The sequence below is a fragment of the Nonomuraea wenchangensis genome (genome assembly GCF_900111685.1).
Classification (GTDB): domain Bacteria; phylum Actinomycetota; class Actinomycetes; order Streptosporangiales; family Streptosporangiaceae; genus Nonomuraea; species Nonomuraea wenchangensis.
The window spans coordinates 222,195-243,670 of sequence record NZ_FOHX01000016.1 but is presented as its reverse complement, the minus strand read 5'-3'; the positions used below and the strand labels follow the sequence as shown (position 1 = coordinate 243,670).

Sequence of the window (21,476 nt, the reverse complement as noted above, 5' to 3'; positions counted from 1 at the left end):
CGCCACCACCCTGACCGCACGCTGCGCCAGACATCGCCGTACCGCCACGTAATCCCAGGTCGAGGAGGTGATGAACTGCTGCAGCCGCTGGTGATCCACCCCCAGCCGCTCCGCCATCGGCACCATCGACTTACGCCGCCCGTCCAGCATCAGCCCTCGCAGGTACAACCCGCCGTTGGACCGCTGCTCCCGACGCGCGAAGGAGGTGAACACCTCACCCGCGAAGTCCTCAAGACGGCCACGGACATCAGCCAGCTCCGCCGGAGTCATGCCACGACCGTCTCATAGAGACTCGAACTAACAAAGTACTACTAGGGCCCGGCCCCATGAGGAAGCCGGGCCGTCAGCGGGTCACGCGGCGGCGGTCGCCATCTTGCGCAGCCGGGCCAGGGCGTCGCGCTCGATGCGGCGCGCGCGGTCGCGGCCGATGCCGTAACGCTCCCCCACCTCGGTCAGCGTGTGCTCGCGGCCGTCGACCAGCCCGTAACGCCAGCGCAGCATCTCGCTGGTCGGCCCCTCCAGCCCGGTGAGCCACTGGTCGAGCCGCTCGCGCTCCAGGATGTCGATGGCCTGCTGCTCGGGGTCGGCCCAGGTCTCGTCGGCGATCATGTCGCCCAGCTCGGTCTCGTCCTCGTCGCCGACGCCGAGCTGCAGCGACACCGGGTCGGAGGCCCAGCGGCGCAGCTCGCGCACCCGCTCGATCGGCAGCTCCAGGATGTCGGCGAGATCGTCGTCGGTCGGCTCGGTGTCGAACTCGGCGAGCATGTCACGCCGCACCCGCATGAGCCGGGTCATCTGCTCCCCCGCGTGCGTGGGCAGCCGCACCGGCCGCGCCTGCTCGTGGATCGCCCGCCCCACCGACTGCCTGATCCACCACGTCGCGTAGGTGGAGAACTTGTAGCCCCGCCGGTAGTCGAACTTCTCCACCGCCCGCACCAGGCCCAGATTGCCCTCCTGGACGAGGTCGATCAGCGGCATCCCCCGGCCGGAGTACTTCCGCGCCACCGCCACCACCAGGCGCAGGTTGGCCTGGATGAACTCGTCCTTCGCGCGCCGGCCCGAGATCGCCAGCCGCTCCAGCTCCTCGTCCGCCGCGTCCCCGATGCGCGGCTCCGAGCCCCCGCTGTCGAGCAGGTGCTCCGCGAACAGTCCCGCCTCGATCCGCTTGGCGAGCTCCACCTCTTCCTCCGCGGTGAGCAACGGGACGCGGCCGATCTCGGCCAGGTATGTCCCCAGCAGATCTCGGTCCGCGACGTGCTGCTCCTGCGTGCGACTCCCCGTAGGCCTTGCCATCCCCTGGCACCTCGTTCCGCAGCTGCGTCCTATACCCGGCCAACGTGTGACCCCGGGCAAAGATTCCCTAAAGCACTACGACCGAGGGAGGGTTCTGGATGTCCTACTGAAGGAGGAGACCACCCTGGAAGACCTGATGGACGAGGGGCACGCCGGGCCGATAGGCCAGGTGGACGTAGGACGGGGCGTCGAGCACGACCAGGTCCGCGCGGGCGCCGGGACACAACCAGCCTACGTCCGTACGGCGCAGCGCGCGGGCCCCGCCGTACGTGGCCGCCCGGATCGCCTCCAGCGGCGTCATCCGCATCTCGCGCACCGCGAGCGCCACGCAGAACGGCATCGACGAGGTGTAGGACGACCCCGGGTTGCAGTCCGTGGCGAGCGCCACGGTGACCCCGGCGTCGAGCAGCCGGCGCGCGTCCGGGTACGGCGAGCGCGTCGAGAACTCCGCCCCCGGCAGCAGCGTCGCCACCGTCCCCGAGCCCGCGAGCGCGTCCACGTCGGCCGCCGTGAGGTGCGTGCAGTGGTCGGCCGAAGCCGCGCCCAGCTCGCAGGCGATGCGCACCCCCGGCCCCTCGCCGAGCTGGTTGGCGTGCACCCGCACGCCGAGCCCGGCCCTCTGGCCGGCGGTCAGGATCTCCCGCGTCTGGTCGCCGTCGAACGCCCCCCGCTCGCAGAAGACGTCCACCCACCGCGCGAACGGCGCGCACGCCGTCAGCATCTCCCCTGCCACCAGGCGTACGTAGTCGTCGGCGTCCACGCCCTCGGGCACGACGTGGGCGCCGAGGAAGGTGGTCTCGTCGGTGAGCGCGGTGGCGAGCTCAAGGGAGCGGCGCTCGTCCTCGACGGTCAGACCGTAGCCGCTCTTGATCTCGACCGTGGTGGTGCCCTGCCCGGCCATCTCGCGGACCAGCGCGAGCGCGTGCGTGGCCAGCTCGGCGTCGCCCGCGCGGCGGGTGGCGGCGACGGTGGTCCTGATGCCGCCGCCGGTGTACGGCTCGCCGGACATGCGGGCCTGGAACTCGGCCGTGCGGTCGCCGGCGAAGATCAGGTGGGCGTGGGAGTCGACGAAGCCGGGGATGACGGCCCGCCCGGCCACGTCCACACGCTCGTCGGCCCCGTCGGGGGCCTCGGCCGCCGGGCCCACCCAGGAGACCATCCCGTCCTCGACGAGCAGCGCCGCGTCCTGGATCTCCTCGCGTTCGGGGTCGCCGGTGTAGAGCAGCCCGATCCCGTCGAACAGGGTCGCGGTCATGGCAGGGCTCCGATTCATGATGGGACGGGTGTGGTCAGGGCGGGGTGTGGTCGGCTCGGGGTGTGGTCGGCGCGGGTGGTGGTCGGCGCGGGTTGTGGTCAGCGCAGGGCTTTGATCGCCTCGGACAGCAGCGCGCCGGCGTCGCCGAGCACGTGCCGCCCCGCGGTGACCACCCGGCGCCCGCCGGAGACGACGGAGTGCACGTCGGCGGCCGTGGCCGCGAACACCACGGCCTCCAGCCCGGCCGCGCCCGCCGTACGCACGCTGTCGAGGCGTACGGACACGAGATCGGCCCAGGCGCCCGGGACGAGCAGGCCCGCGTCGGGGAAGCCGAGCGAGATGTGGCCCGCGCAGGTCGCGGCGGACAGCAGGTCGCCGGCGCTCCAGTGGCCGCGCCTGCCGCTGGCCAGGCGCTGGTCCAGCTCGACCGCCCTGGCCTCCTCGAACAGGTCGACGACGGCGTGGCTGTCGGAGCCGAGCGTGATCGCCGCGCCCCGGTCGGCGAGCTCGCGGGCCGGGCCGATGCCGTCGGCGAGGTCGCGCTCGGTCGTGGGGCACATGCACACCGCCGTGCCCGACTGGGCGAGCAGCTCCACGTCCACGTCGGTGAGGTGGGTCGCGTGCACGGCGGTCGAGCGCGGCCCCAGGACGCCGTGCTCGTGCAGCAGCCTGACCGGGGTCGCGGCGTACATCTCGACGCAGGCCGCGTTCTCGGCCCGCTGCTCGGAGACGTGCGCGTGCAGCGGCGCGGCGTGGCGGCGGGAGAACTCGGCGACGAGCGGCATCTGCTCCGGCGGCACCGCGCGGACCGAGTGCACCGCCGCCCCGATCTCCACGTCGGGCTGCCCCTCGTAGGCGGCGGCGAGGGCGTCCGCGCGGGCCGCCCAGCGCTCGGCGTCGCCGTCGCCGAAGCGGACCTGCGGGCCCGACAGGGGGGCGCCGATGCCGCCGGTCAGATAGCAGGTGTCGAGCAGCGTGATGCGCAGCCCGGCCGCGCGGGCCGCCTGGACGAGGGCGTGGCCCATGGCGTTGGGGTCGTCGTACGGCGTGCCGTCCGGCCCGTGGTGCAGGTAGTGGAACTCGCCCACGCAGGTCACCCCCGCCAGCGCCATCTCGGCGTAGACGGCGGTGGCGAGGCGCAGGTAGGAGTCGGGGTCGAGGCGGGCGGCCACGTCGTACATGCGCTCGCGCCAGGTCCAGAAGTCGCCCTTGCCCTCCTGGGCGACGCCGCGCAGCGCCCGGTGGAAGGCGTGGGAGTGGGCGTTGGCCAGGCCGGGGACGGTGAGCCCGGCCAGCCGCTCGGCCCCGGGCGGCGGTGGCCCCTGGCCGATCCTGGTGATGCGGTCGCCCTCGACGACGACGAGCACGCCCTCGGCGACGCCGTCGGGCAGCCACGCCTGCTCGCACCAGTACGTCAGCGACACAGATCCTCCAGCACGTCCGCCAGCGCCACCACTCCCGCCTCGCAGTCTGCCTGCTCGGCATGCTCCTCCGGGCTGTGGGACACGCCGGTGGGATTGCGGACGAACAACATCCCGACCGGCACCCCCGCCGCCGCCAGGATGCCCGCGTCGTGGCCGGCGCCCGTGGGCAGGACGGGCGCGGGCGTGCCGCCGCCAGCAACCCGGGCCAGGCGGTCCCTGAGCGCCGGGTCGAAGCCCACGACCGGCGTCCAGGACTCCTCGCTCACCTCGTGGCCCTCGGCCAGCTCCGCCACCAGGGCGCGGACGTCGTCCTCGGCCGCGCCCCGGGCGTCCAGCCAGGCGGCCACGTGGCCGGGGACGGCGTTGGCGTTGCCGGGACTGACGCGTACCTTGCCGACCGTCGCCACCACCCCCCGCCGCTCGGCCGCCGCGCGGGCGGCCAGCACCATGCGGGCGAACGGCAGCATCGGGTCGTCGCGGTCGGCGAGCCTCGTGGTGCCCGCGTGGTCGGCCCGGCCGCGGAAGTCGAAGCGCCAGCGCCCGTGCGGCCAGATGGCGGCGGCCACGCCCACGGGGCGGCCGTGGTCGGCCAGGCCGCGGCCCTGCTCGACGTGGAGCTCCACGAACGCGCCGACGCCGGCCAGCGTCTCGTCGTCCCGCCCGATCGACTCCGGCCTGCGCCCCGCCCTGGCCAGGACGTCGGCGAGGGTGTCGCCGTCGTCGTCGGTGAGCGCGAGCGCCCGCTCCGGCCTGATCGCCCCGGTGAGCAGCCGCGACCCCATGCACGGCACGCCGAACCTGGCGCCCTCCTCGTCGGTGAAGCACACCACGCCGATCGGGCTAGCGGGAACGCCGCCGCGCTCCCTCAGCAGGTCGAGGGCGGCGAAGGCGGAGACGACCCCGAGCGGGCCGTCGTACGCGCCGCCCTGGCGCACCGAGTCGAGATGGCTGCCGGTCACGACACCGGGACGCCGCGACGGGTCGCCCCACCAGGCCCACAGGTTGCCGTTGCGGTCCTCCCGCAGGTCGAGGCCGCGCCGGGCGGCCTCGCCGGCGAACCACTCCCGGAGCTCCATGTCCGCCGGCGACCAGGCGTCCCTGACGTAGCCGCCGGTCGCCGCGTCTCGTCCTATCTGCGTGAGTGGTTCGAGCATGGCCCTACTGTAGTGAATGGATCCATTCAGTTGACCGGGCCGGCGGCGGGACGCAGCGTCAGCTCGGTGAGATGGGCGTCCGGCCCTGCGTTGACCGCGGCCAGCACGGCCCGCGCCACGCTCTCGGCGCTCAGATATTTGTCGGCCTCGAACGGGCCGCCCTCGTACTCGCGGACCTGGTGCTGCATGTCCGTGGCGATGCGGCCCGGGTAGACGGTCGTGACCCGCACGTCGCGCTCCTCCTGCCGCAGCGCGTCGGCGAACGCCTTGAGCGCGAACTTGCTGGCCGCGTACGCCGCCCAGTGCGGGTTGGCGCGCTGGCCCGCGCCGGAGTTGACGCACACCACGTGCCCCTTGGCGCGCCGCAGCGCGGGCAGCAGCAGGCGGGTCAGCTCGGCGACGGCGACGACGTTGACCTCGAACATCTCCCGCCAGACGGCGGCCGGCTGCTCGGCGATCAGCCCCATGCGGGTGATCGCGGCGCTGTGCACGAGCAGGTCCAGCCGCTCGACGCCGGCGACGTCGGCCTCGGTGACCCCGGTCAGCTCCACCGGCCACGGCCGCGCGTCGGGCAGCTCCGCCGCCACGGCGGCCAGCGCGCTCTCGTCCCGGCCGCCCAGGATGACGTGGTGAGTGGGCCCGAGAGCCCTGGCGACGGCCGCGCCGACACCTCGGGAAGCGCCGGTGACCAGCGCCGTCGGTCGTTCAGTCATGGAGATCAGCATATTTGCCCGCCGGGCGACCACCGGGATCACCGGCCGGACGCCTCACCCCGCGGCTCCATCACGAACGTCCCCTTGCCGTGCACAGCACGAACCAGCCCCCGCTCCGCCAGCTCCCGGATCGCACGCCGGACCGTCATCCGCGCGACCTGCCACATGTTGGAGAGCTCGAGCTCGGAGGGCAGACGGGAGCCGACCGCACGCTCGCCGCGCTCGATCTGACCCGCGATGTGCCCGGCGATGATCATGTAAACCAGATCAGCCCCAGCGGGATCGGTCTTCGGAAGTATCGCGCCGAGATCGTCGGTCCGTTCTTCAACGTCGCCCCGTGCCATCGGTCAACCATAAAGGGCAATTGACGTCACAAAACACCTATCGTCTTTCAGCGACGTCTACAGACGTCTACTGTCGAACTCGGGCCGCCGGCCGTACCGCGCCTCATCGAATCCCGACGACAGCCGAAGGGGACCCCCGTGACCATCACAGTCGCGGAGCTGGAACTGACCGGACGCTGCGCGCTTCGGTGCGCGCACTGTTACGCCAGTTCAGGCCCTCGCGGGAGCCACGGCAGCATGACGGCCACCGATTGGGCGGACGTCATCAGCGCGACGGCGGACATGCGCATCTCCCAGATCCAGTTCATTGGAGGAGAAGCAACCGGTCATCCGGCTTTTCCCGTGCTCCTTCGCCAGGCGGTCGCCGCAGGTCTGGCGGTCGAGATCTTCCCCAACCTGCTCCACATCCGCCGCACATGGTGGGACGAGCCGTTCTCTCTTCCCGGTGTGTCCCTCGCCACGAGCTATTACAGCGACGACGCCCCGACGCACGATCGCGTTACCGGGCTTGCGGGCAGTCATGCGCGGACCCGGGCCAACATCGCCGAGGCCGTACGCCGCGACATCCCGATCCGAGCGACCATCGTCGAGGTGATCGCCGACCAGCGCGTGGAAGCCGCCGTCGCCGACCTCATGGCGCTGGGTGTCACCAGGATCGGCACCGACCGGGTACGCGGCATCGGTCGCGGGACATCGACGTCCCCGCAGGTCGCAGAGCTGTGCGGCAGGTGCGGACGTACCAAGGCCGCCATCAGCCCGGACGGGGAGGTCTGGCCGTGCGTGATGGCTCGATGGATGTCGGCGGGCAACGTCAGGGCGACCCCGCTCGCCGACATCCTCAGAGGCGAACGCTGGAGGACCCTGGTCTCGACCATCCCCTCGTCTCCTCACAGAAGGGTTGTGCAATCCTGATTGCAAGCCCGGCCAGGGAGACTCTTCCGACTGCGCTCCCGCCGAGACCGACACCTGCGGTCCTTCCTACTGCGAGCCCGACTCGCTCCGTGGGGCTCGCCAGGGGCGGCTGGCGGCGGGTCATCCGGTGAGGTGCCCCTCGTCGCCCGCGAGGGGCGGGGTCGGGTCGCCCGCGAGGAAGGTGCCGGTCTCGTCGGTCATGCGTTCGTACTCCTCCAGGCGGGCCCTGGTGCGCAGCGGCGCCGCGTCGGCCATGGCCTCCACCAGGGCCATCGCCAGCAGCAGCGGGGCCGCGTGCGAGTCGAACACGAGCCGGTCGCCGACGGGCGCGTCCAGCACCACCTCGGCGGGGAAGCCGGGCTTGTCGGTGATCGCGGCCACCCGGTAGCCGAGCTTCTCTGCGTATTCGAGAGCCTGTACGGCCTCGCGCGGATAGCGCGGCAGCACCACGGCCACCAGCCATTCCGCTCCCGCCCGGCGGCAGGCGTGCAGGCCGTCGGCCAGCTCGGAGCCGCCGTGCGTGAGCAGGCGTACGTCGGGGTGGATGCGGCGGGCGTAGTCGGCGAAGGTGGTGGCCAGGCCGCACGAGACGCGCAGCCCCACCACCGGCAGCGGCTCGGTGGCGGCCAGCTGCTCGCCCAGCTCCTTCAGCGGGAACGCGCTCAGGCGCTCGCGTACGACGGCGAGGTTGCGGATCTCGACGTCGATCGCGCCCCGGAGCAGGCTCTCCTGCGGCTCCCCCGTGCCGGTGCTGCCCAGCACGAGCGGGCGCAGCGCCTGGCGCAGCTCCGGGTAGCCGCCGAAGCCGAGGACCATGGCGAACCTGGTGACCGACGGCTGGCTGACGCCGGCCCGTTCGGCCAGCTCGACGCTGGACAGGAAGATGGCCTCGTCGAGGTTCTCGCTGAGGTAGTGGGCGATCCTGCGCTGCACCGGGGACAGCCTGCGGCCGTTGAGCAACACGTTCAGTCCGCCGTGATATCCGTCCGCCACGCCTCCTCCAACGTCTCCCGCCCCTCGTTCTCATCCCTCAAGGAGGCACGGACCTGATCAGGACTCGCGCATGGGGATGCGGACGCCGCGGGTGTCGGCGATCTCGGCGGCGCGGTCGTAGCCGGCGTCCACGTGCCGCATCACCCCCGTGCCTGGGTCGTTGGTGAGGACGCGGGTCAGCTTCTCCCGCCCCAGGGCCGTGCCGTCGGCCACCGTCACCTGACCGGAGTGGATGGAGCGCCCGATGCCGACGCCGCCCCCGTGGTGGATGGAGACCCACGCGGCACCGGAGGCGGTGTTGAGCAGGGCGTTGAGCAGCGGCCAGTCGGCGATCGCGTCGGAGCCGTCGGCCATCGCCTCGGTCTCCCGGTAGGGCGAGGCCACGGACCCGCTGTCCAGGTGGTCGCGTCCGATGACGATCGGCGCCTGCAACTCGCCCGAGGCGACCATGTCGTTGAAGCGTTCGCCGGCGAGGTTGCGCTCGCCGTAGCCGAGCCAGCAGATGCGCGCCGGCAGCCCTTGGAAGCGCACCTTCTCCCCGGCCGTACGGATCCACCTGGCGAGCGGCTCGTTGTCGGGGAACAGCTCCAGGATCGCCCGGTCGGTGGCGGCGATGTCGGCGGGGTCGCCGCTCAGCGCCGCCCAGCGGAACGGGCCCTTGCCCTCGCAGAACAGCGGCCTGATGTAGGCGGGCACGAACCCGGGGAAGTCGAAGGCCCGCTCGTAGCCGGCCAGCCGCGCCTCGCCCCTGATGGAGTTGCCGTAGTCGAAGACCTCGGCCCCGGCGTCCTTGAAGCCGACCATGGCGGCCACGTGCTGGGCCATCGACGCCCGCGCCCGCTCGGTGAAGCCGGCCGGGTCCTTGTCGCGCTCGGCGGCCATGTCCTCGAAGGCGACGCCGGACGGGAGGTACATGAGCGGGTCGTGCGCCGAGGTCTGGTCGGTGACGATGTCGATCTCGGCGCCGCGGGCCAGCACCTCGGGCAGGACGTCGGCGGCGTTGCCGACCAGGCCGATGGACAGCGGCCGGCGGGCGGCCCGTGCCTCCTCGGCCAGGCGCAACGCCTCGTCCAGGGTGGCGGCCTGGACGTCGAGGTAGCGGTGCTCGATGCGGCGGGCGACGGAGCGCGGGTCGCAGTCGACGCAGATGGCGACGCCGCCGTTCATGGTGACCGCGAGCGGCTGCGCGCCGCCCATGCCGCCGAGTCCGGCGGTGAGCGTGACGGTGCCGGCCAAGGAGCCGCCGAAGCGTTTGGCGGCGACCGCGGCGAACGTCTCGTACGTGCCCTGGAGGATGCCCTGCGTGCCGATGTAGATCCACGACCCGGCGGTCATCTGGCCGTACATGGTGAGCCCGGCCGCCTCCAGGCGGCGGAACTCCTCCCAGTTCGCCCAGTCGGGCACCAGGTTGGAGTTGGCGATGAGCACCCGTGGCGCCCACTCGTGGGTGCGGAAGACGCCGACGGGCCGCCCCGACTGCACGAGCAGGGTCTCGTCGCCCTCCAGCGTGGTGAGCGTCCTGACCAGCGCGTCGTAGGACGCCCAGTCACGCGCCGCCCGTCCGGAGCCGCCGTAGACGACGAGCTGCTCCGGATGCTCGGCGACCTCGGGATCGAGGTTGTTCTGGAGCATCCGGAGCGCCGCTTCCTGCGGCCAGCCCTTGGCGGTGATCGTCGTGCCTCGCGGCGCGCGCACGCTGCGGCCCATCGTGACCCTCCTGAATGAAAACATTCATCTTTGTCACCCGCAGACTACAACGCACCGCGCGCGTCATCCCACGAGGAACTGGGTGGCCGCCAGCTCCCGGTAGAGGTCGTCCTCGCCGACCAGCTCGGCGTGCGTGCCGACGGCCCGTACGCCGCCCGCCTCCATCACCACGATCCGGTCGGCGCCCGTGACCGTGGAGAGCCGGTGGGCGATGACCAGCACGGTCGTCTCCCTCGCGACCTCGGCGATGACCTCGCGCAGCCGCAGCTCGTTGACCGCGTCGAGCTGCGAGGTGGCCTCGTCGAGCAGCAGCAGCCGGGGCCTGCGCAGCAGCGCGCGGGCGATGGCGACGCGCTGGCGCTCGCCGCCGGACAGCAGCACGCCGCGGTGCCCGACCGGCGTCTCCAGGCCCTCGGGAAGGCGGGACACCAGGTCGTCGAGGCGGGTGCGGGCGATGGCGCGGTTCAGCTCGTCCTCGGTGACGTCGCGGGCGGCGAAGAGCAGGTTCTCGCGGAGGGTGCCGGCGAGCACGGGGGCGTCCTGCTCGACGTAGCCGAGCGCGGCCCGCAGCTCGCCGAGCGGCCAGTCGCGGATGTCCCTGCCGCCCACAGTGATCGTGCCGCCCTGGTGCTCGTAGAAGCGCTCGATCAGGCCGAACACGGTGGACTTGCCCGCTCCCGACGGCCCGACCAGCGCGGTCAGCCCGCCGGGCGGCACCTCGAAGGTGACCCCGTCGTGGACGAGCGGGCGGTCCTCGCCGTAGCGGAACACCACGTCCTGGAAGGTGACGCCGACCGGCACGCCGCCGTCGCCGGTCCGCTCGGCGGGCTCGGCGGCGGGCTCGGCAGGCTCCGATGGTTCGGCGGGCTCCGCGGGCTCGGCGGGCAGCGCCTCGATCTCCTTGATCCGCTGCATCGCGGCCAGGCCCTGCTGGAGCTGCACCCCGCCCTGGACGAGCTGCCCGATCGGCGCGACCAGGTAGAACAGGTAGAGCAGGAACGCGATCAGCGACGAGACCTCCAGCGCCCCCGAGGAGACCCTGGCCCCGCCGACCGCCAGCACGGCGAGGAAGGCGATCTGCAGCGACACCCAGGTCGAGACCCCGGCGAGCGAGGTCCAGACGGCGACCTGCAGCCCCCGGTCGCGGGCCCGGGCGGCGGCCTCGCCGACCACGGCGATCTCCCGCTCCTCCGCGCCGCTCGCCTTGACCGTCCGGTACGCCTGCAGCGCCCGGTCCAGCACGGACCCCATCTCGCCCACGGCCTCCTGGGCCTGCGCCTGGGCCCGCTGGATGCGCGGCATGATCATGGCCACGATCCCGCCGACGACCACGATGACGCCGAGCGTGACGAGCAGCAGCACGGCGTCCATGGTCGCCATCATGACGATGGCCCCGACGAGCATGAACGCCGCGCCGACGGACTCGACGATGCCGTTGGTGAGCACCGCGCGCAGCAGCGTGGTGTCGCCGGTCACTCGCGAGAGCAGGTCGCCGGGCTTGAGCCGGTCGACGTCGGCGACCTTGAGCCGGAGCATTCGGTCCACGAGCCGGCGGCGGGCGCCGAGCACGATGCCCTCGCCGGTGCGCTCCATCAGGTAGCTGCCGCTCGCCGAGACGACCGCGCCGATCAGCACCGCGACGGTCAGTCCCAGCAGCGGCCCGGCCATCGACCCGCCCGCGCCGAAGGCGTCCACGACGTACTTGGCCAGCAGCGGCATCGCGAGCCCCGCGACCGAGCCGATCAGTCCGAGGAGCCCGCCGAGGATCAGGATCCTCCGGTACGGGCGGACGTAGGCCAATAACTCCTTGAGCACGGCATCCCCCTCCATGAAATTTCCACTTTGCGCAACGAACGAAGCGGCGTGATCCGCACCACTCCGGCAGGGTCAACCTAAATTGACGACCTAAGTATGTCAACTTCGGTTGACTTCTCCTCCTTGAGGAGGAGAAGGAACTCGCGACATCCACGAGCGCCCGGCGGACGAATAGGCCGTCGAGGAACCCGGCCGGACCTCGCAATGAACCAGCAACCAGACCAGCACCTGCGAAAGGACCACCATGGAGCTCCGGATCAACCGGCGCGCTCTGGTCGGACTCGGCCTCGCCGCAGCGGTCGCCGCGTCGTCGATGGCCGCGCTCCGCACCGACCCCGGCACAGCCTCCTCACACCGGGAGGCCCCGAAGATCCTGGGGATGCCCCAGGTCGACAACACCGACGTGTACGCCTTCGTCAGCCCGGACAAACCGGGCACCGTGACGCTGCTGGCCAACTGGATCCCGTTCCAGGAGCCCCACGGCGGCCCGAACTTCTACCCCTGGGACACCGGCGCCCGCTACAACATCAAGATCGACAACGACGGCGACGCCAGGACCGACATCACCTACCAGTGGACGTTCCGCGACGAGGACAGGCGCGGCAACGACACCTTCCTCTCCAACAAGGGCCCCGTCACCTCGCTGGACGACCCGGACCTGCTCTACCGCCAGCGCTACACGCTGAAGCGCATCACGCCCCACGGCACCAGGACCCTGGTCTCGGACGGCGTCGCCGCGCCCAGCAACCTCGGCCCCGCCTCGATGCCCGACTACGCCACCCTGCGCGCCCAGTCCATCGCCGGCGTGCCGGGCGGCGGCAGGACGTTCGCCGGACAGTCGGACGAGGCGTTCTTCCTCGACCTGCGCGTGTTCGACTTCCTCTACGGCGGCGACCTGTCGGAGGTCGGCCAGGACACCACCCGCGGCTACAACGTCAACACGATCGGCCTTCAGGTGCCGCAGAAGGACCTGGCGCTCAAGGGCGACCCCGAGCGCAACCCGGTCATCGGCGTCTGCTCGACCACCGACAAGTTCAACGGCGGCAAGTACGTGCAGGTCTCGCGCCTGTGCAACCCGCTGGTGAACGAGGTCGTCGCCCCCGCCGGGCTCAAGGACGCCTACAACGCCCTCGACCCGTCCCGCGACGCCGACGTGGCCCCGCTGGTCAAACGGGTCAACGACCCGGAGGTGGCCCGGCTGCTCCAGGCCGTCTACGGCATCAAGGCGCCCTCCACCCCGCGCGACGACCTGGTCCAGATCTTCCTGACCGGCGTCGCCAAGCGGACCGGCCCCATCAAGGCCGACCTGAACTCCCAGGTGCTGAACAAGGACGCCGGCAAGCTGCGGCCGTCCGAGATGCTGCGGCTCAACATGTCGATCCCGCCTTCCAAGGACCCGAACCGGCTCGGCGTGCTCGGCGGCGACCTCCAGGGCTTCCCGAACGGCCGCCGGCTCATCGACGACGTCGTGGACATCGAGCTGCAGGCGGTGGCGGGAGCCGCGCTGAGCGGCAAGCTCGTGCCCGGCCTGACGGACAAGGTGGACAGGAACGACAAGCCGTCGCTGCAGTCGTTCCCGTACATCCCGCTGCCTTCCAACGTGGCCGTCAACCAGCGATGAGTCCTCAACCGGCCGGCCTTCTCCCCGAGCCGGCCGGTCGCCCGCACCGTCCGTACCGCCGCTCAGGCACCGGAGCTCCCGTCATGCGCACTCTTGTGTTCTTCGCCGGTCTCGTCCTCACCGGGGCGCTGATCTTCACGATCGTCTCCTTCTCCGCGGCCCCCGCCGCCGCGCCCCCCGCGACGGCGGCGGCGCAGCCGCTCGAAACCCTCCAGGAACGACTCAAGCGCCTCCCCCGCGACCACCGGGGCTGGGCCGAGCTCGCCTCCCAGTACGTCGACCAGGCCCGCGTCACCGGCGATCCCTCCTACTACGTGAAGGCGGAGGGCGCCGCCCGCACCGCGGCCGGGCTGGCCCCGGACGACGACGCCGTGCTCACCGCGCGGGCCGCCCTCGCCGCGGGCCGGCACGAGTTCGCCGAGGCGGCCCGGCTGGCGGGGCGGGCGGTCGCGGCGAACCCGTACAGCGCGGCGGCCCACGGCGTGCTCGCCGACGCCCGCACCCAGCTCGGCGACCTGAAGGGGGCCGCGCGGGCCGTGGACCGGATGCTGGAGCTGCAGCCGGGGGTGGCGGCGTTCGCGCGCGCGTCGTACGCGGCCGAGCTGCGCGGCGACCAGGACGGCGCCCGCCGCTACCTGGAGTACGCGCACGAGGACGCCTGGCTGCCCGCCGACCTCGCCTACGTCCGCCACTACCTGGGCGAGCTGGCCCTCCACGCGGGCGACCTGGCCACGGCCAGGAACTGGTACGCCCGCGCCCTCCAGGCCGACCCCTCCTTCACCCCGGCGCTGGCCGGCCAGGCCAGGGCGAGCGCCCTCGGCGGCGACCTCCGCCAGGCGCTCGACCTCTACCAGCGGGTCGTCACCCGGCTGCCGCTCCCCCAATACCTGGTCGAGCAGGGCGAGGTCCAGATCAAGGCCGGGCTGCGGCCGGACTGGACGCTGCTCGACGCCCAGCGGCGGCTGCTCACGGCGGCCGGGGTGGGCGACGACCTGACGGCGGCCGAGTTCGAGGCCGACCACCGCGACCCGGAGCGCGCCGTCCGGTACGCGCGGGCGGAATACGCCCGCCACCCCAACCTCGTCGCCGCCGACGCCCTCGCGTGGGCGCTGTTCAGGGCCGGCGAGCCGGCGGAGGCGCTCCGGTACGCCGAGCGGGCCACCGCAACCGGCTGGCACAACCCGCTGATCCGCTACCACCGGGCCCGCATCGAGCGGGCCCTCGGCCGGCCCGCGCGCGTGGACCCCGGATTCGACCCGTCCCTGCCGTCCCTCGCGAGGCTCTCATGAAGGCGATCCGCTTCGCCCTGTTGTCCGCGCTGGCGGGCCTGCTGCTGCCGGCGCTGTTCGCGGGGCCGGCCGCGGCGCACCCGCTGGGCAACTTCACCGTCAACCACTACAACGGGCTGGTGGTCACGCCCGGCGGGATCGGCAACCTCGCCGTCGTCGACCTGGCCGAGCTGCCGACCCTGCAGGCCGATCCGGACGTGGACGCCGGCTACGCGGGCCGCCGCTGCGCCGCGCTGGCCGCCGCGCAACGCCTGGTCGTGGCGGGGACGGCGGTGCCGTGGCGGGTGACGGAGGCCGGGTTCGCGTACGCGCCCGGCATGGGCGGGCTGCGGACCAGCCGCCTGACCTGCCGCCTCACGGCCGCCGTCCGGGCCTCGGGTCCGGTGGAGTTCAGCGACGCCTTCGAGCAGGACAGGATCGGCTGGCGGGAGATCAGCGCGGCGGGCGACGGCGTACGGCTGAGCGGTTCCACGGTGCCGTCCGCGAGCGTCAGCGACGAGCTCCGCACCTACCCGGAGGACCTGCTGTCCGACCCGCTCGACCAGCGGACGGCCACGTTCACGGTGTCGGCCGGCGGGCCCGCCACGGGCGGGAGCGGGACCGTGCCCGGGGGCCTCGGCGCCGGCGGGCCCGTCGGGGAGGCGTTCGCGGCCCTCGACCGGACGTTCACCGGCCTGATCGGCGCGGACGCGCTGACGCTCCCGCTCGGGCTGCTCGCCGTCGGGCTGGCCGTGGTGCTGGGGGCCGGGCACGCGCTCATCCCCGGGCACGGGAAGACGGTGATGGCGGCGTACCTGGCGGGGCGGCGCGGCCGGCCGCGCGACGCGGTCGTGGTGGGGGCCACCGTGACGGCCACGCACACGGCCGGGGTGCTGGTGGTGGGGCTGGCGCTGACGGCCTTCACGACCCTCGCCGGTGAGACGGTGCTGTCGTGGCTGGGGGTGGCCAGCGGCGCGCTGATCGCCGTCATCGGTGTCCGCCTCCTCCTGAACGCCCGCCGCCCCGTCCCCCGTCATGGGCATGGCCACGGCCACTCGGGCAAGCGGGCCGGGCTCGTGGGGCTCGGGGTGGCGGGCGGCCTGGTGCCGAGCCCGTCGGCGCTGATCGTGCTGCTCGGCGCGATCGCCCTCGGCCGCACCTGGTTCGGCGTCGCGCTGGTGACGGCGTACGGGGCCGGCATGGCCGCCACCCTCACCGTCACCGGCCTCCTGCTGGTCAAGCTGGTGGACCGGCTGGAACGCCGGGCCGCCGCCGGCCGCCGGCTGGCCGCCCGCGTGTCCGGCCTGGCCCCGCTGGGCACCGCCGCGATGGTCGTGCTGCTCGGCGCGGGCCTCGCCGTCCGCTCGGCCGCCGCACTCTGAGCGGGTCACAGGGTCGAGGTGAGCCCCTCCGCGATCCTCCTCAGCTCGGCGCTGACGGCCTCGGCGCCGGAGAACTTCTTGACGTACGACGGACTGAACATGATCTCGGCGCGCTGCCTGTCGCCCATCCTGAGGAAGAGCGTGGGGGTGCCCTTCATGCCGTCCTCGCCCACGTCCTGGGTGACGAGGTAGCCGGTGCGGTCGCCGATGGTCACCTCCTCGCCTTCGCCCTCGTCGCGGAACCGCTGGATCCGCTCGTCGAGCTCCTGGACGGCGGCGTCCTCGTGGATGAAGATCTGGACGCAGTAGAAGCCGTGCTTGTCGCCGTCGAAGTTGTAGCTGGTCGTGTAACTGTCGCCGTGGTCCAGCGACCAGTTCGACCATCTCAGCCCGTCAGGCAGATATCCCACCTTGACGTGCCCGAACGCCTTCCCGTCCCCCAGGTCGCCGAAGTCCGGCGGGTCGGAGGGGACCGGCGGGGTGTCGTCGATGGCGGGCGGCTCCAGCGTCGTGGCGGTCGTGGTCTGCACCACAACCGGGGGCTCGCCGCTCGTGGCCGCCGAACCCAAGGTCACGTAACCGATGGGCGCCGCGGCGATGACGGCGGCCACCGCGGCCAGTGCCGCGCCCCTGACCCTCGTCCGCCTGCCGCCGGCGGCTCGCATGACCCGCTCCGCCAGGTCGGGCGCGGCGTGCAGTCTCGCGGTCTCGTCCGCCATGATCTGGCGGAGCTCCTCCTCAAGCGCGGGCATTCCTGATCACTCCTTCCGCTGCTTCGTGGCCGAGCGCCGAGCGGAGCTTGGCCATGGCCTTGGACGCCTGGCTCTTGACGGTGCCGACCGAGCAGCCGAGCACCTCGGCGGTCTGCGCCTCGCTGAGGTCCTCCCAGTACCGCAGGACGACCACCGCGCGCTGCCGGGGCGGCAGGGCGCGCAGCGCCTCCATGAGCACGTGGCGCAGGTCGACGTCGGTGACGCGGGCCGGTCTCTCCGGCGGCCTGTGCGTCGGGATGATGCTGAGGATGGCCCGGCGGCGGGCGCGGCTGATGGCGGCGTTGACGATGACGCGGCGTACGTAGGGCTCGGGGCTGTCGTACCGCACCCGGTCCCAGCTCCGGTACGTGCGCTCCAGCGCCGTCTGCAGCAGGTCCTCGGCCTCTGTCTCGTCGCCGCAGGCGAGATAGGCGACCCGCAGCAGGCTCGTGGCACGCGCGGCCACGAAAGCGCTGAAGTCGCGCTCAGCGCCGCTCATGGCTGTCTGTCCGATTTCACGCCCCCTAATACGCCTCGGCCGTCCCGGGCGTTGCCCGGCGGCGAAAAAGTCTCGCGGGGCAACGTTCCGGCGGTCCCAGGCGTATAGGAGATCATCACGTCGAAATCCACGGAGGTTCCCCATGAAACTCGCGACCGCGCCGATCCGGCCGCTGGTCTCCCTGGGCGTCGGCCTGGCCATGGGCGCCACCGCCCTCATGGGCGCGCCGGAGGCGGCCGCGGCGGCTCCGCCCGAGGGCGCCTACTGGCATTCCAGGTCGCTGATGACGCTCACCCATCCTTGGCGGTTCGGCTCCAGGTCGGACCCCTACGCGCTGGTCCAGCGGCGGGTCTCGGAGAGCTGGCAGGCGCCCGACGGCAGGACGTGGTTCGGGTTCCGTGAGCTCGGGGCGCTGCCGAAGAGCGCGGCGGACAAGAAGGCGTGGCAGCGTGACGGCTCCCCGTCCAAGTGGAGCGAGTCGATCGACGGCAAGACCGTGAAGCTGTCCGCCACACCCGCCAAGGGCAGCATGAACCCCGTACGGGGCCAGAACCAGTTCTTTCTCGGGGGACAGAACCTGACGTACGACGAGGTCCAGCGCCTGCCCGCGGACCCGGGAACCCTGAAGGACTGGCTCAGGAGAGCGGGTCAGGTCGGCCGCGTGCCGAGCGACGCCCTCGACGGCTGGGTCGCGGGGACCCTGCCGGAGCTCCTGCACGCCCTTCCCGTCACGAAGGAGGTCCGCACCGCCGCCTACCAGGCGCTGCTGACGATGCCGGACGTCCGCACGGACGGCGTCGCGAAGGACGCGATGGGCAGATCCGGCGCCGTGGTGCTGATCGAGCGGAAGGCCGAGGGGACGAAGAGCAAGAGCACCAGCAGGACCAGGCTGATCGTGGACACCGGCAGGATGGTGCTGCTGTCGCGGGCCCAGAAGGCCCTGGACGACGGCAAGCAGGTCCCGGGCAAGGATTCCAGCGAGACCCTGGTCGAGGTCGGCTGGACCAACACCCCGCCCGCCGTCCCCGCCCTGCCCTAGCGTCCCGCGCCCGTCCTGCCTATAGTCATGTCCATGACTACTCATGGGCATGACTGACGATGGCCCTCCGCCATGCCGTCCTCGCCGCCCTCCTGAGCGGCGAGCACAGCGGCTACCAGCTCACCAAGATCTTCGACGTCGGCGTCGCCGACTTCTGGTACGCCTCCCCCCAGCAGCTCTACGCCGAGCTGGCCAGGCTGGAGGCCGACGGCCTGGTGGCGGGCCGCGAGGTCGTCCAGCGAGGCCGCCCCAACAAGCGGGTGTTCACCGTCACCGGCGCCGGTCTCGACGAGCTGGCCGCCTTCGCCGCCGCCCCGCCCAAGCCGCTGCTGCTCCGCGACGACCTGATGGTCCGGGTGCACGCCGTGGACGCCCTCGACCCCGCCCCCGTCATCGCCCAGCTCCACGAGCGGGCCGCGGCGGCCGACGCCAAGCTGACCCTGTTCGAGCGCACGCTGCTGCACTTCCGCGGCGACCTGGACGAGGAGACGTTCCTGCGCGAGGGCGAGCGCGTCGGGCCCTACCTGTCGTGCCTGGCCGGCTGCCGGCTGGAGCGGGAGATCCGCGACTGGTGTCTCGGCACCGCCCGCGCGCTGGAGGAGCGCGCGGCCCACGTCAGGAAGGAGCGGCCCTGATGTACGCCCGTTACGTCGCCCTCGGCGACAGCCAGACCGAGGGGCTCGGCGACGGCGACGACCTGCGCGGCCACCGCGGCTGGGCCGACCGCCTGGCCGAGGTCCTGGCCGGCGCGAACCCGGAGCTGCGCTACGCCAACCTCGCCGTCCGGGGCAAACTGGCCGGCCAGATCCGCGACGAGCAGTTGCCGGCCGCCCTCGCGCTGCGGCCCGACCTGGCCACGGTCATGGCCGGCATGAACGACCTCATCCGGCCGGGCTTCGACGCCGCGCGGGTGGCGCAGGCGCTGGAGGAGATGTTCGCGGCACTGACCTCGGCCGGGGCCCGGGTGGTCAGCGTGACCTTCCCCGACATCGGCGCGATCATGCCGCTGGCCCGCCCGCTCCTGCCGCGCGTCGTCGCGCTGAACGCGCGGATCAGGGACGCCGCGGCCCGGCACGGGGTGACGCTGGTGGACACCTTCGGGATGCGATTCGTCGAAGACGCCCGGATGTGGAGCCCCGACCGGCTGCACGCCAGCCCGGAGGGGCACGCCCGCATCGCCGCCTCCGTCGCCCACGCACTGGAGCTGCCGGGCAGCGACGGCACGTGGAGTGATCCGTTCCCGCTCCTGCCTGCGGCGCCGGCCTGGCGGACGGCGGCGGAGCAGGCCCGCTGGCTGGGCGCGTTCGCGGGGCCGTGGGTCGGCCGCCGCCTGCGCGGGCGTTCCTCGGGCGACGGCCGCACCGCCAAGCGGCCCCTGCTGACCCCGGTGGATCAGTCGACGCCGGGGACGTCCTCGGCGTCGTAGTCCACGTCGCCGTCGTCGGCCCGGCGCAGCTTGATGTCCTCCAGCCACTCCCGGGCGAAGCGCCGGACCGCCCGTACGCCCTCCTCGTCCAGCCCGCACGCCTCGAACTCCTCGTCGGCGATGAACTCGGCGAACTCCAGCCGGTCGGCCAGCTCGCGCACGGAGAAGGTCTCGTGGCGCCGCCGGGCGAGGCTTTCGAGCTCGCGGAAGGAGTAGAGGTCCCGGGCGGCGGCGACCTCGGCGAGGTCGCCCGCGTGGCCGCGCTCGTGCAGCGCCCGCATCGCGAGCGCGAGCTCGTCCACGCTCACGTGCGCCGGCGTGCGCGCCGCGTGGACGGCAGGTCGTGCCGCCCGGACAGGAACTCCTGGAAGGCGATCTTGGCCCGGATCGCCGGCCGCCGCCACTTCTCCTCCCTGCGCAGGGCCCGCGCCATCTTGCGCGGCGAGCGCCGGGCGAAGACCCAGCGCGCCCACGGCGAACCGGGACGGGCCAGCCGGATCGCGCCCACCAGCAGCACGGGCGGCACGAACAGTCCGGCCATCCCGGTCCAGATCTTCCCCTTGAGCAGGGTGATCACGGCCAGCACCAGGTTGCCCACGATCAGCACCGCCGGGTTGACCAGGAGCGGGCCGTAGTCCCAGGTGAGCGGCCGGAGCCCGATGAGCAGCAGCCCGGTGACGGCGACCGCGATGAAGACCGCGTCGACCGAGGTCCGCCCCTCCTCCTCCCAGTACACGTCGTGCAGGTGCAGGATCAGCGCGAACTCGTCGAGGACCAGCGCCGAGCCGACCCCGAAGACGCCCGCCGCCATCGCGTGCCCGGCCTGCGCGGCGGGCGCGACGACGATCTGCGTGACGCCGCCGACGAGCATCAGCACGACGCCGAAGACGACGTGGTGGATGTGCATCTCGCCCACGTTGACGTCGCGGAACCAGCCGACCTTCGCCCTGATCAGCCGGACGTTGATGCGGGTCGCGATGAACGCCACGATGAGCATGACGAAGAAGCAGAACAGCGACAGCCGTCCCGTGGCGACGATGGTGTGCTGAAACCAATCCCCCATGACCTTAAAACGATGGTACGAGGCGATCGCCCTTACCGTGACGTATCTTCCGTCAGGCGAGGAACGCCCGCAGCAGCGCGGCCGTGCCCTCCAGGTGCTCGGCCATGGCGCGGCGGGCCGCGTCGGGGTCGCCGGCGAGGATGGCGTCCACGATGGCCCGGTGCTGGACGGCGGCGTGGTCGAGGTTGACCTGGAGCATCGGGATCGCGTTGAGCAGGTCGCTGACCCGGGAGCGCGCGTCGGCGCAGGCCGTGGCGAGCAGCGAGGAGCCGGTCAGCTCGGCGATGGACAGGTGGAAGGCCGTGTCGAGGCGGCGGTAGTCCTCCAGGGACGCCCCGTTGAGGTCGGCAAGCCGGCGCAGGAGCAGGGCGCGCCGGTCGCCGGTGAGCTCCATGCCGGCCAGCACCTGGGCGGCGCCGCACTCGACCGCCAGGCGGAAGGTCAGGGCGTCGGCGAGGTCGTCGCGGCCCATCTCGGCGACGGCCTGGCGCAGCTCGCGGGCGTCCGGGGCGGGCGGCTCGTAGGTGACGAACGCGCCGCCGTAGCGGCCCCTGCGCACGTCAAGGTAACCGGCGTCGGACAGGGCGCGGATCGCCTCACGCAGGGTGACCCGGCTGATACCGAGCCGCACGGCGAGCTCGCGCTCCGGCGGCAGCTTGCCGCCCGGCGGCACCACGCCCAGCTTGATGGCCTGGAGCAGCCGTTCCACGGTCTCCTCGAAGGCGTTGCCGGCCCGCACCGGGCGCAGCACCGTCATCAGTCGCGCCGACTCGTCCAACATGTCCTCGGGTCTTGACAGACGATCCCACCATGCAC

At 72.7% G+C, this 21,476-nt stretch carries 22 protein-coding genes; 7 read left to right on the top strand and 15 right to left on the bottom strand.

The window, feature by feature from the left end; genetic code table 11:
- The 7 genes from BMW85_RS36970 to BMW85_RS36940 form a co-directional block, all read right to left on the bottom strand.
- On the bottom strand, positions 1–270 hold a 270-nt coding region (locus tag BMW85_RS36970), incomplete at its 3' end, for a transposase (RefSeq protein ID WP_143082527.1).
- 81 nt (positions 271–351) lie between these two features.
- Positions 352–1,293, bottom strand: a complete 942-nt coding sequence (locus tag BMW85_RS36965; protein WP_091091065.1) for a sigma-70 family RNA polymerase sigma factor — start codon at positions 1,291–1,293, stop codon at positions 352–354.
- A 103-nt stretch (positions 1,294–1,396) separates the two neighbouring features.
- Positions 1,397–2,548, bottom strand: a complete 1,152-nt coding sequence (gene hutI / locus BMW85_RS36960; RefSeq protein WP_091091063.1) for an imidazolonepropionase — start codon at positions 2,546–2,548, stop codon at positions 1,397–1,399.
- A 98-nt stretch (positions 2,549–2,646) separates the two neighbouring features.
- The gene (locus tag BMW85_RS36955) at positions 2,647–3,972 is read right to left on the bottom strand and encodes a formimidoylglutamate deiminase (RefSeq protein ID WP_091091061.1); all 1,326 of its coding nucleotides are present in this window, start codon (positions 3,970–3,972) and stop codon (positions 2,647–2,649) included.
- Positions 3,963–5,126, bottom strand: coding sequence for an allantoate amidohydrolase (locus BMW85_RS36950; protein WP_091091059.1), 1,164 nt, complete (start codon positions 5,124–5,126; stop codon positions 3,963–3,965). The genes BMW85_RS36955 and BMW85_RS36950 overlap by 10 nt, the downstream gene beginning before the upstream one ends.
- A 26-nt stretch (positions 5,127–5,152) precedes the next feature.
- Entirely contained in the window at positions 5,153–5,839 is a 687-nt protein-coding gene (locus BMW85_RS36945) for an SDR family oxidoreductase (protein WP_091091125.1), read from the bottom strand.
- 38 nt (positions 5,840–5,877) lie between these two features.
- A complete protein-coding gene (locus BMW85_RS36940; protein ID WP_091091057.1) occupies positions 5,878–6,183 on the bottom strand; it encodes a GntR family transcriptional regulator in 306 nt (101 codons plus the stop codon).
- Positions 6,184–6,321: 138 nt separating this feature from the next.
- On the opposite strand from BMW85_RS36940, the gene BMW85_RS36935 reads away from it, so the two are divergent.
- The gene (locus BMW85_RS36935) at positions 6,322–7,095 is read left to right on the top strand and encodes a radical SAM/SPASM domain-containing protein (protein WP_245775275.1); all 774 of its coding nucleotides are present in this window, start codon (positions 6,322–6,324) and stop codon (positions 7,093–7,095) included.
- Between the two features lie 120 nt (positions 7,096–7,215).
- On the opposite strand, the gene BMW85_RS36930 is transcribed toward BMW85_RS36935, so the two are convergent.
- The 3 genes from BMW85_RS36930 to BMW85_RS36920 all read right to left on the bottom strand — a co-directional run bounded on the left by BMW85_RS36930 (position 7,216) and on the right by BMW85_RS36920 (position 11,625).
- Positions 7,216–8,088 (bottom strand): MurR/RpiR family transcriptional regulator, encoded by an 873-nt coding sequence (locus tag BMW85_RS36930; protein ID WP_091091052.1) that lies wholly within the window; start codon positions 8,086–8,088, stop codon positions 7,216–7,218.
- A gap of 57 nt (positions 8,089–8,145) precedes the next feature.
- Complete coding sequence (gene hutU, locus BMW85_RS36925; protein WP_218156091.1) at positions 8,146–9,795, bottom strand: urocanate hydratase; 1,650 nt, start codon at positions 9,793–9,795, stop codon at positions 8,146–8,148.
- Between the two features lie 63 nt (positions 9,796–9,858).
- The gene (locus BMW85_RS36920; RefSeq protein WP_177241075.1) at positions 9,859–11,625 is read right to left on the bottom strand and encodes an ABC transporter ATP-binding protein; all 1,767 of its coding nucleotides are present in this window, start codon (positions 11,623–11,625) and stop codon (positions 9,859–9,861) included.
- Positions 11,626–11,854: 229 nt separating this feature from the next.
- Here BMW85_RS36920 and BMW85_RS36915 point away from each other — a divergent pair, with 229 nt between their 5' ends.
- From BMW85_RS36915 to BMW85_RS49975, 3 genes are all read left to right on the top strand, one after another.
- A complete protein-coding gene (locus BMW85_RS36915; RefSeq protein WP_091091050.1) occupies positions 11,855–13,231 on the top strand; it encodes a DUF4331 domain-containing protein in 1,377 nt (458 codons plus the stop codon).
- An 83-nt stretch (positions 13,232–13,314) separates the two neighbouring features.
- Positions 13,315–14,520 (top strand): tetratricopeptide repeat protein, encoded by a 1,206-nt coding sequence (locus BMW85_RS36910; protein ID WP_143082526.1) that lies wholly within the window; start codon positions 13,315–13,317, stop codon positions 14,518–14,520.
- A complete protein-coding gene (locus tag BMW85_RS49975) occupies positions 14,517–15,881 on the top strand; it encodes a nickel/cobalt transporter (protein ID WP_091091048.1) in 1,365 nt (454 codons plus the stop codon). The genes BMW85_RS36910 and BMW85_RS49975 overlap by 4 nt, the downstream gene beginning before the upstream one ends.
- Before the next feature lie 5 nt (positions 15,882–15,886).
- On the opposite strand, the gene BMW85_RS36900 is transcribed toward BMW85_RS49975, so the two are convergent.
- A complete protein-coding gene (locus BMW85_RS36900; protein ID WP_091091046.1) occupies positions 15,887–16,633 on the bottom strand; it encodes a hypothetical protein in 747 nt (248 codons plus the stop codon).
- The gene (locus BMW85_RS36895; RefSeq protein ID WP_091091045.1) at positions 16,620–17,132 is read right to left on the bottom strand and encodes a SigE family RNA polymerase sigma factor; all 513 of its coding nucleotides are present in this window, start codon (positions 17,130–17,132) and stop codon (positions 16,620–16,622) included. The genes BMW85_RS36900 and BMW85_RS36895 overlap by 14 nt, the downstream gene beginning before the upstream one ends.
- A 142-nt stretch (positions 17,133–17,274) precedes the next feature.
- On the opposite strand from BMW85_RS36895, the gene BMW85_RS36890 reads away from it, so the two are divergent.
- Genes BMW85_RS36890 through BMW85_RS36880 form a run of 3 tightly spaced genes read left to right on the top strand, consistent with a single transcriptional unit; the run spans position 17,275 to position 19,597 of the window.
- Positions 17,275–18,171: a hypothetical protein gene (locus tag BMW85_RS36890; protein ID WP_091091043.1), complete on the top strand. Its 897-nt coding sequence runs from the start codon at positions 17,275–17,277 to the stop codon at positions 18,169–18,171.
- A gap of 59 nt (positions 18,172–18,230) precedes the next feature.
- A complete protein-coding gene (locus BMW85_RS36885; RefSeq protein ID WP_091091040.1) occupies positions 18,231–18,806 on the top strand; it encodes a PadR family transcriptional regulator in 576 nt (191 codons plus the stop codon).
- Positions 18,806–19,597: an SGNH/GDSL hydrolase family protein gene (locus BMW85_RS36880; protein ID WP_091091038.1), complete on the top strand. Its 792-nt coding sequence runs from the start codon at positions 18,806–18,808 to the stop codon at positions 19,595–19,597. Before BMW85_RS36885 ends, BMW85_RS36880 begins: the two co-directional genes overlap by 1 nt.
- Here BMW85_RS36880 and BMW85_RS36875 read toward each other — a convergent pair.
- Genes BMW85_RS36875 through BMW85_RS36865 form a run of 3 tightly spaced genes read right to left on the bottom strand, consistent with a single transcriptional unit; the run spans position 19,564 to position 21,441 of the window.
- The gene (locus BMW85_RS36875; RefSeq protein WP_091091036.1) at positions 19,564–19,905 is read right to left on the bottom strand and encodes a hypothetical protein; all 342 of its coding nucleotides are present in this window, start codon (positions 19,903–19,905) and stop codon (positions 19,564–19,566) included. The genes BMW85_RS36880 and BMW85_RS36875 overlap by 34 nt on opposite strands.
- Positions 19,902–20,660 (bottom strand): hypothetical protein, encoded by a 759-nt coding sequence (locus BMW85_RS36870; RefSeq protein ID WP_091091033.1) that lies wholly within the window; start codon positions 20,658–20,660, stop codon positions 19,902–19,904. The genes BMW85_RS36875 and BMW85_RS36870 overlap by 4 nt, the downstream gene beginning before the upstream one ends.
- Before the next feature lie 52 nt (positions 20,661–20,712).
- Complete coding sequence (locus BMW85_RS36865; RefSeq protein WP_245775274.1) at positions 20,713–21,441, bottom strand: FadR/GntR family transcriptional regulator; 729 nt, start codon at positions 21,439–21,441, stop codon at positions 20,713–20,715.
- Positions 21,442–21,476 lie beyond the last annotated feature (35 nt).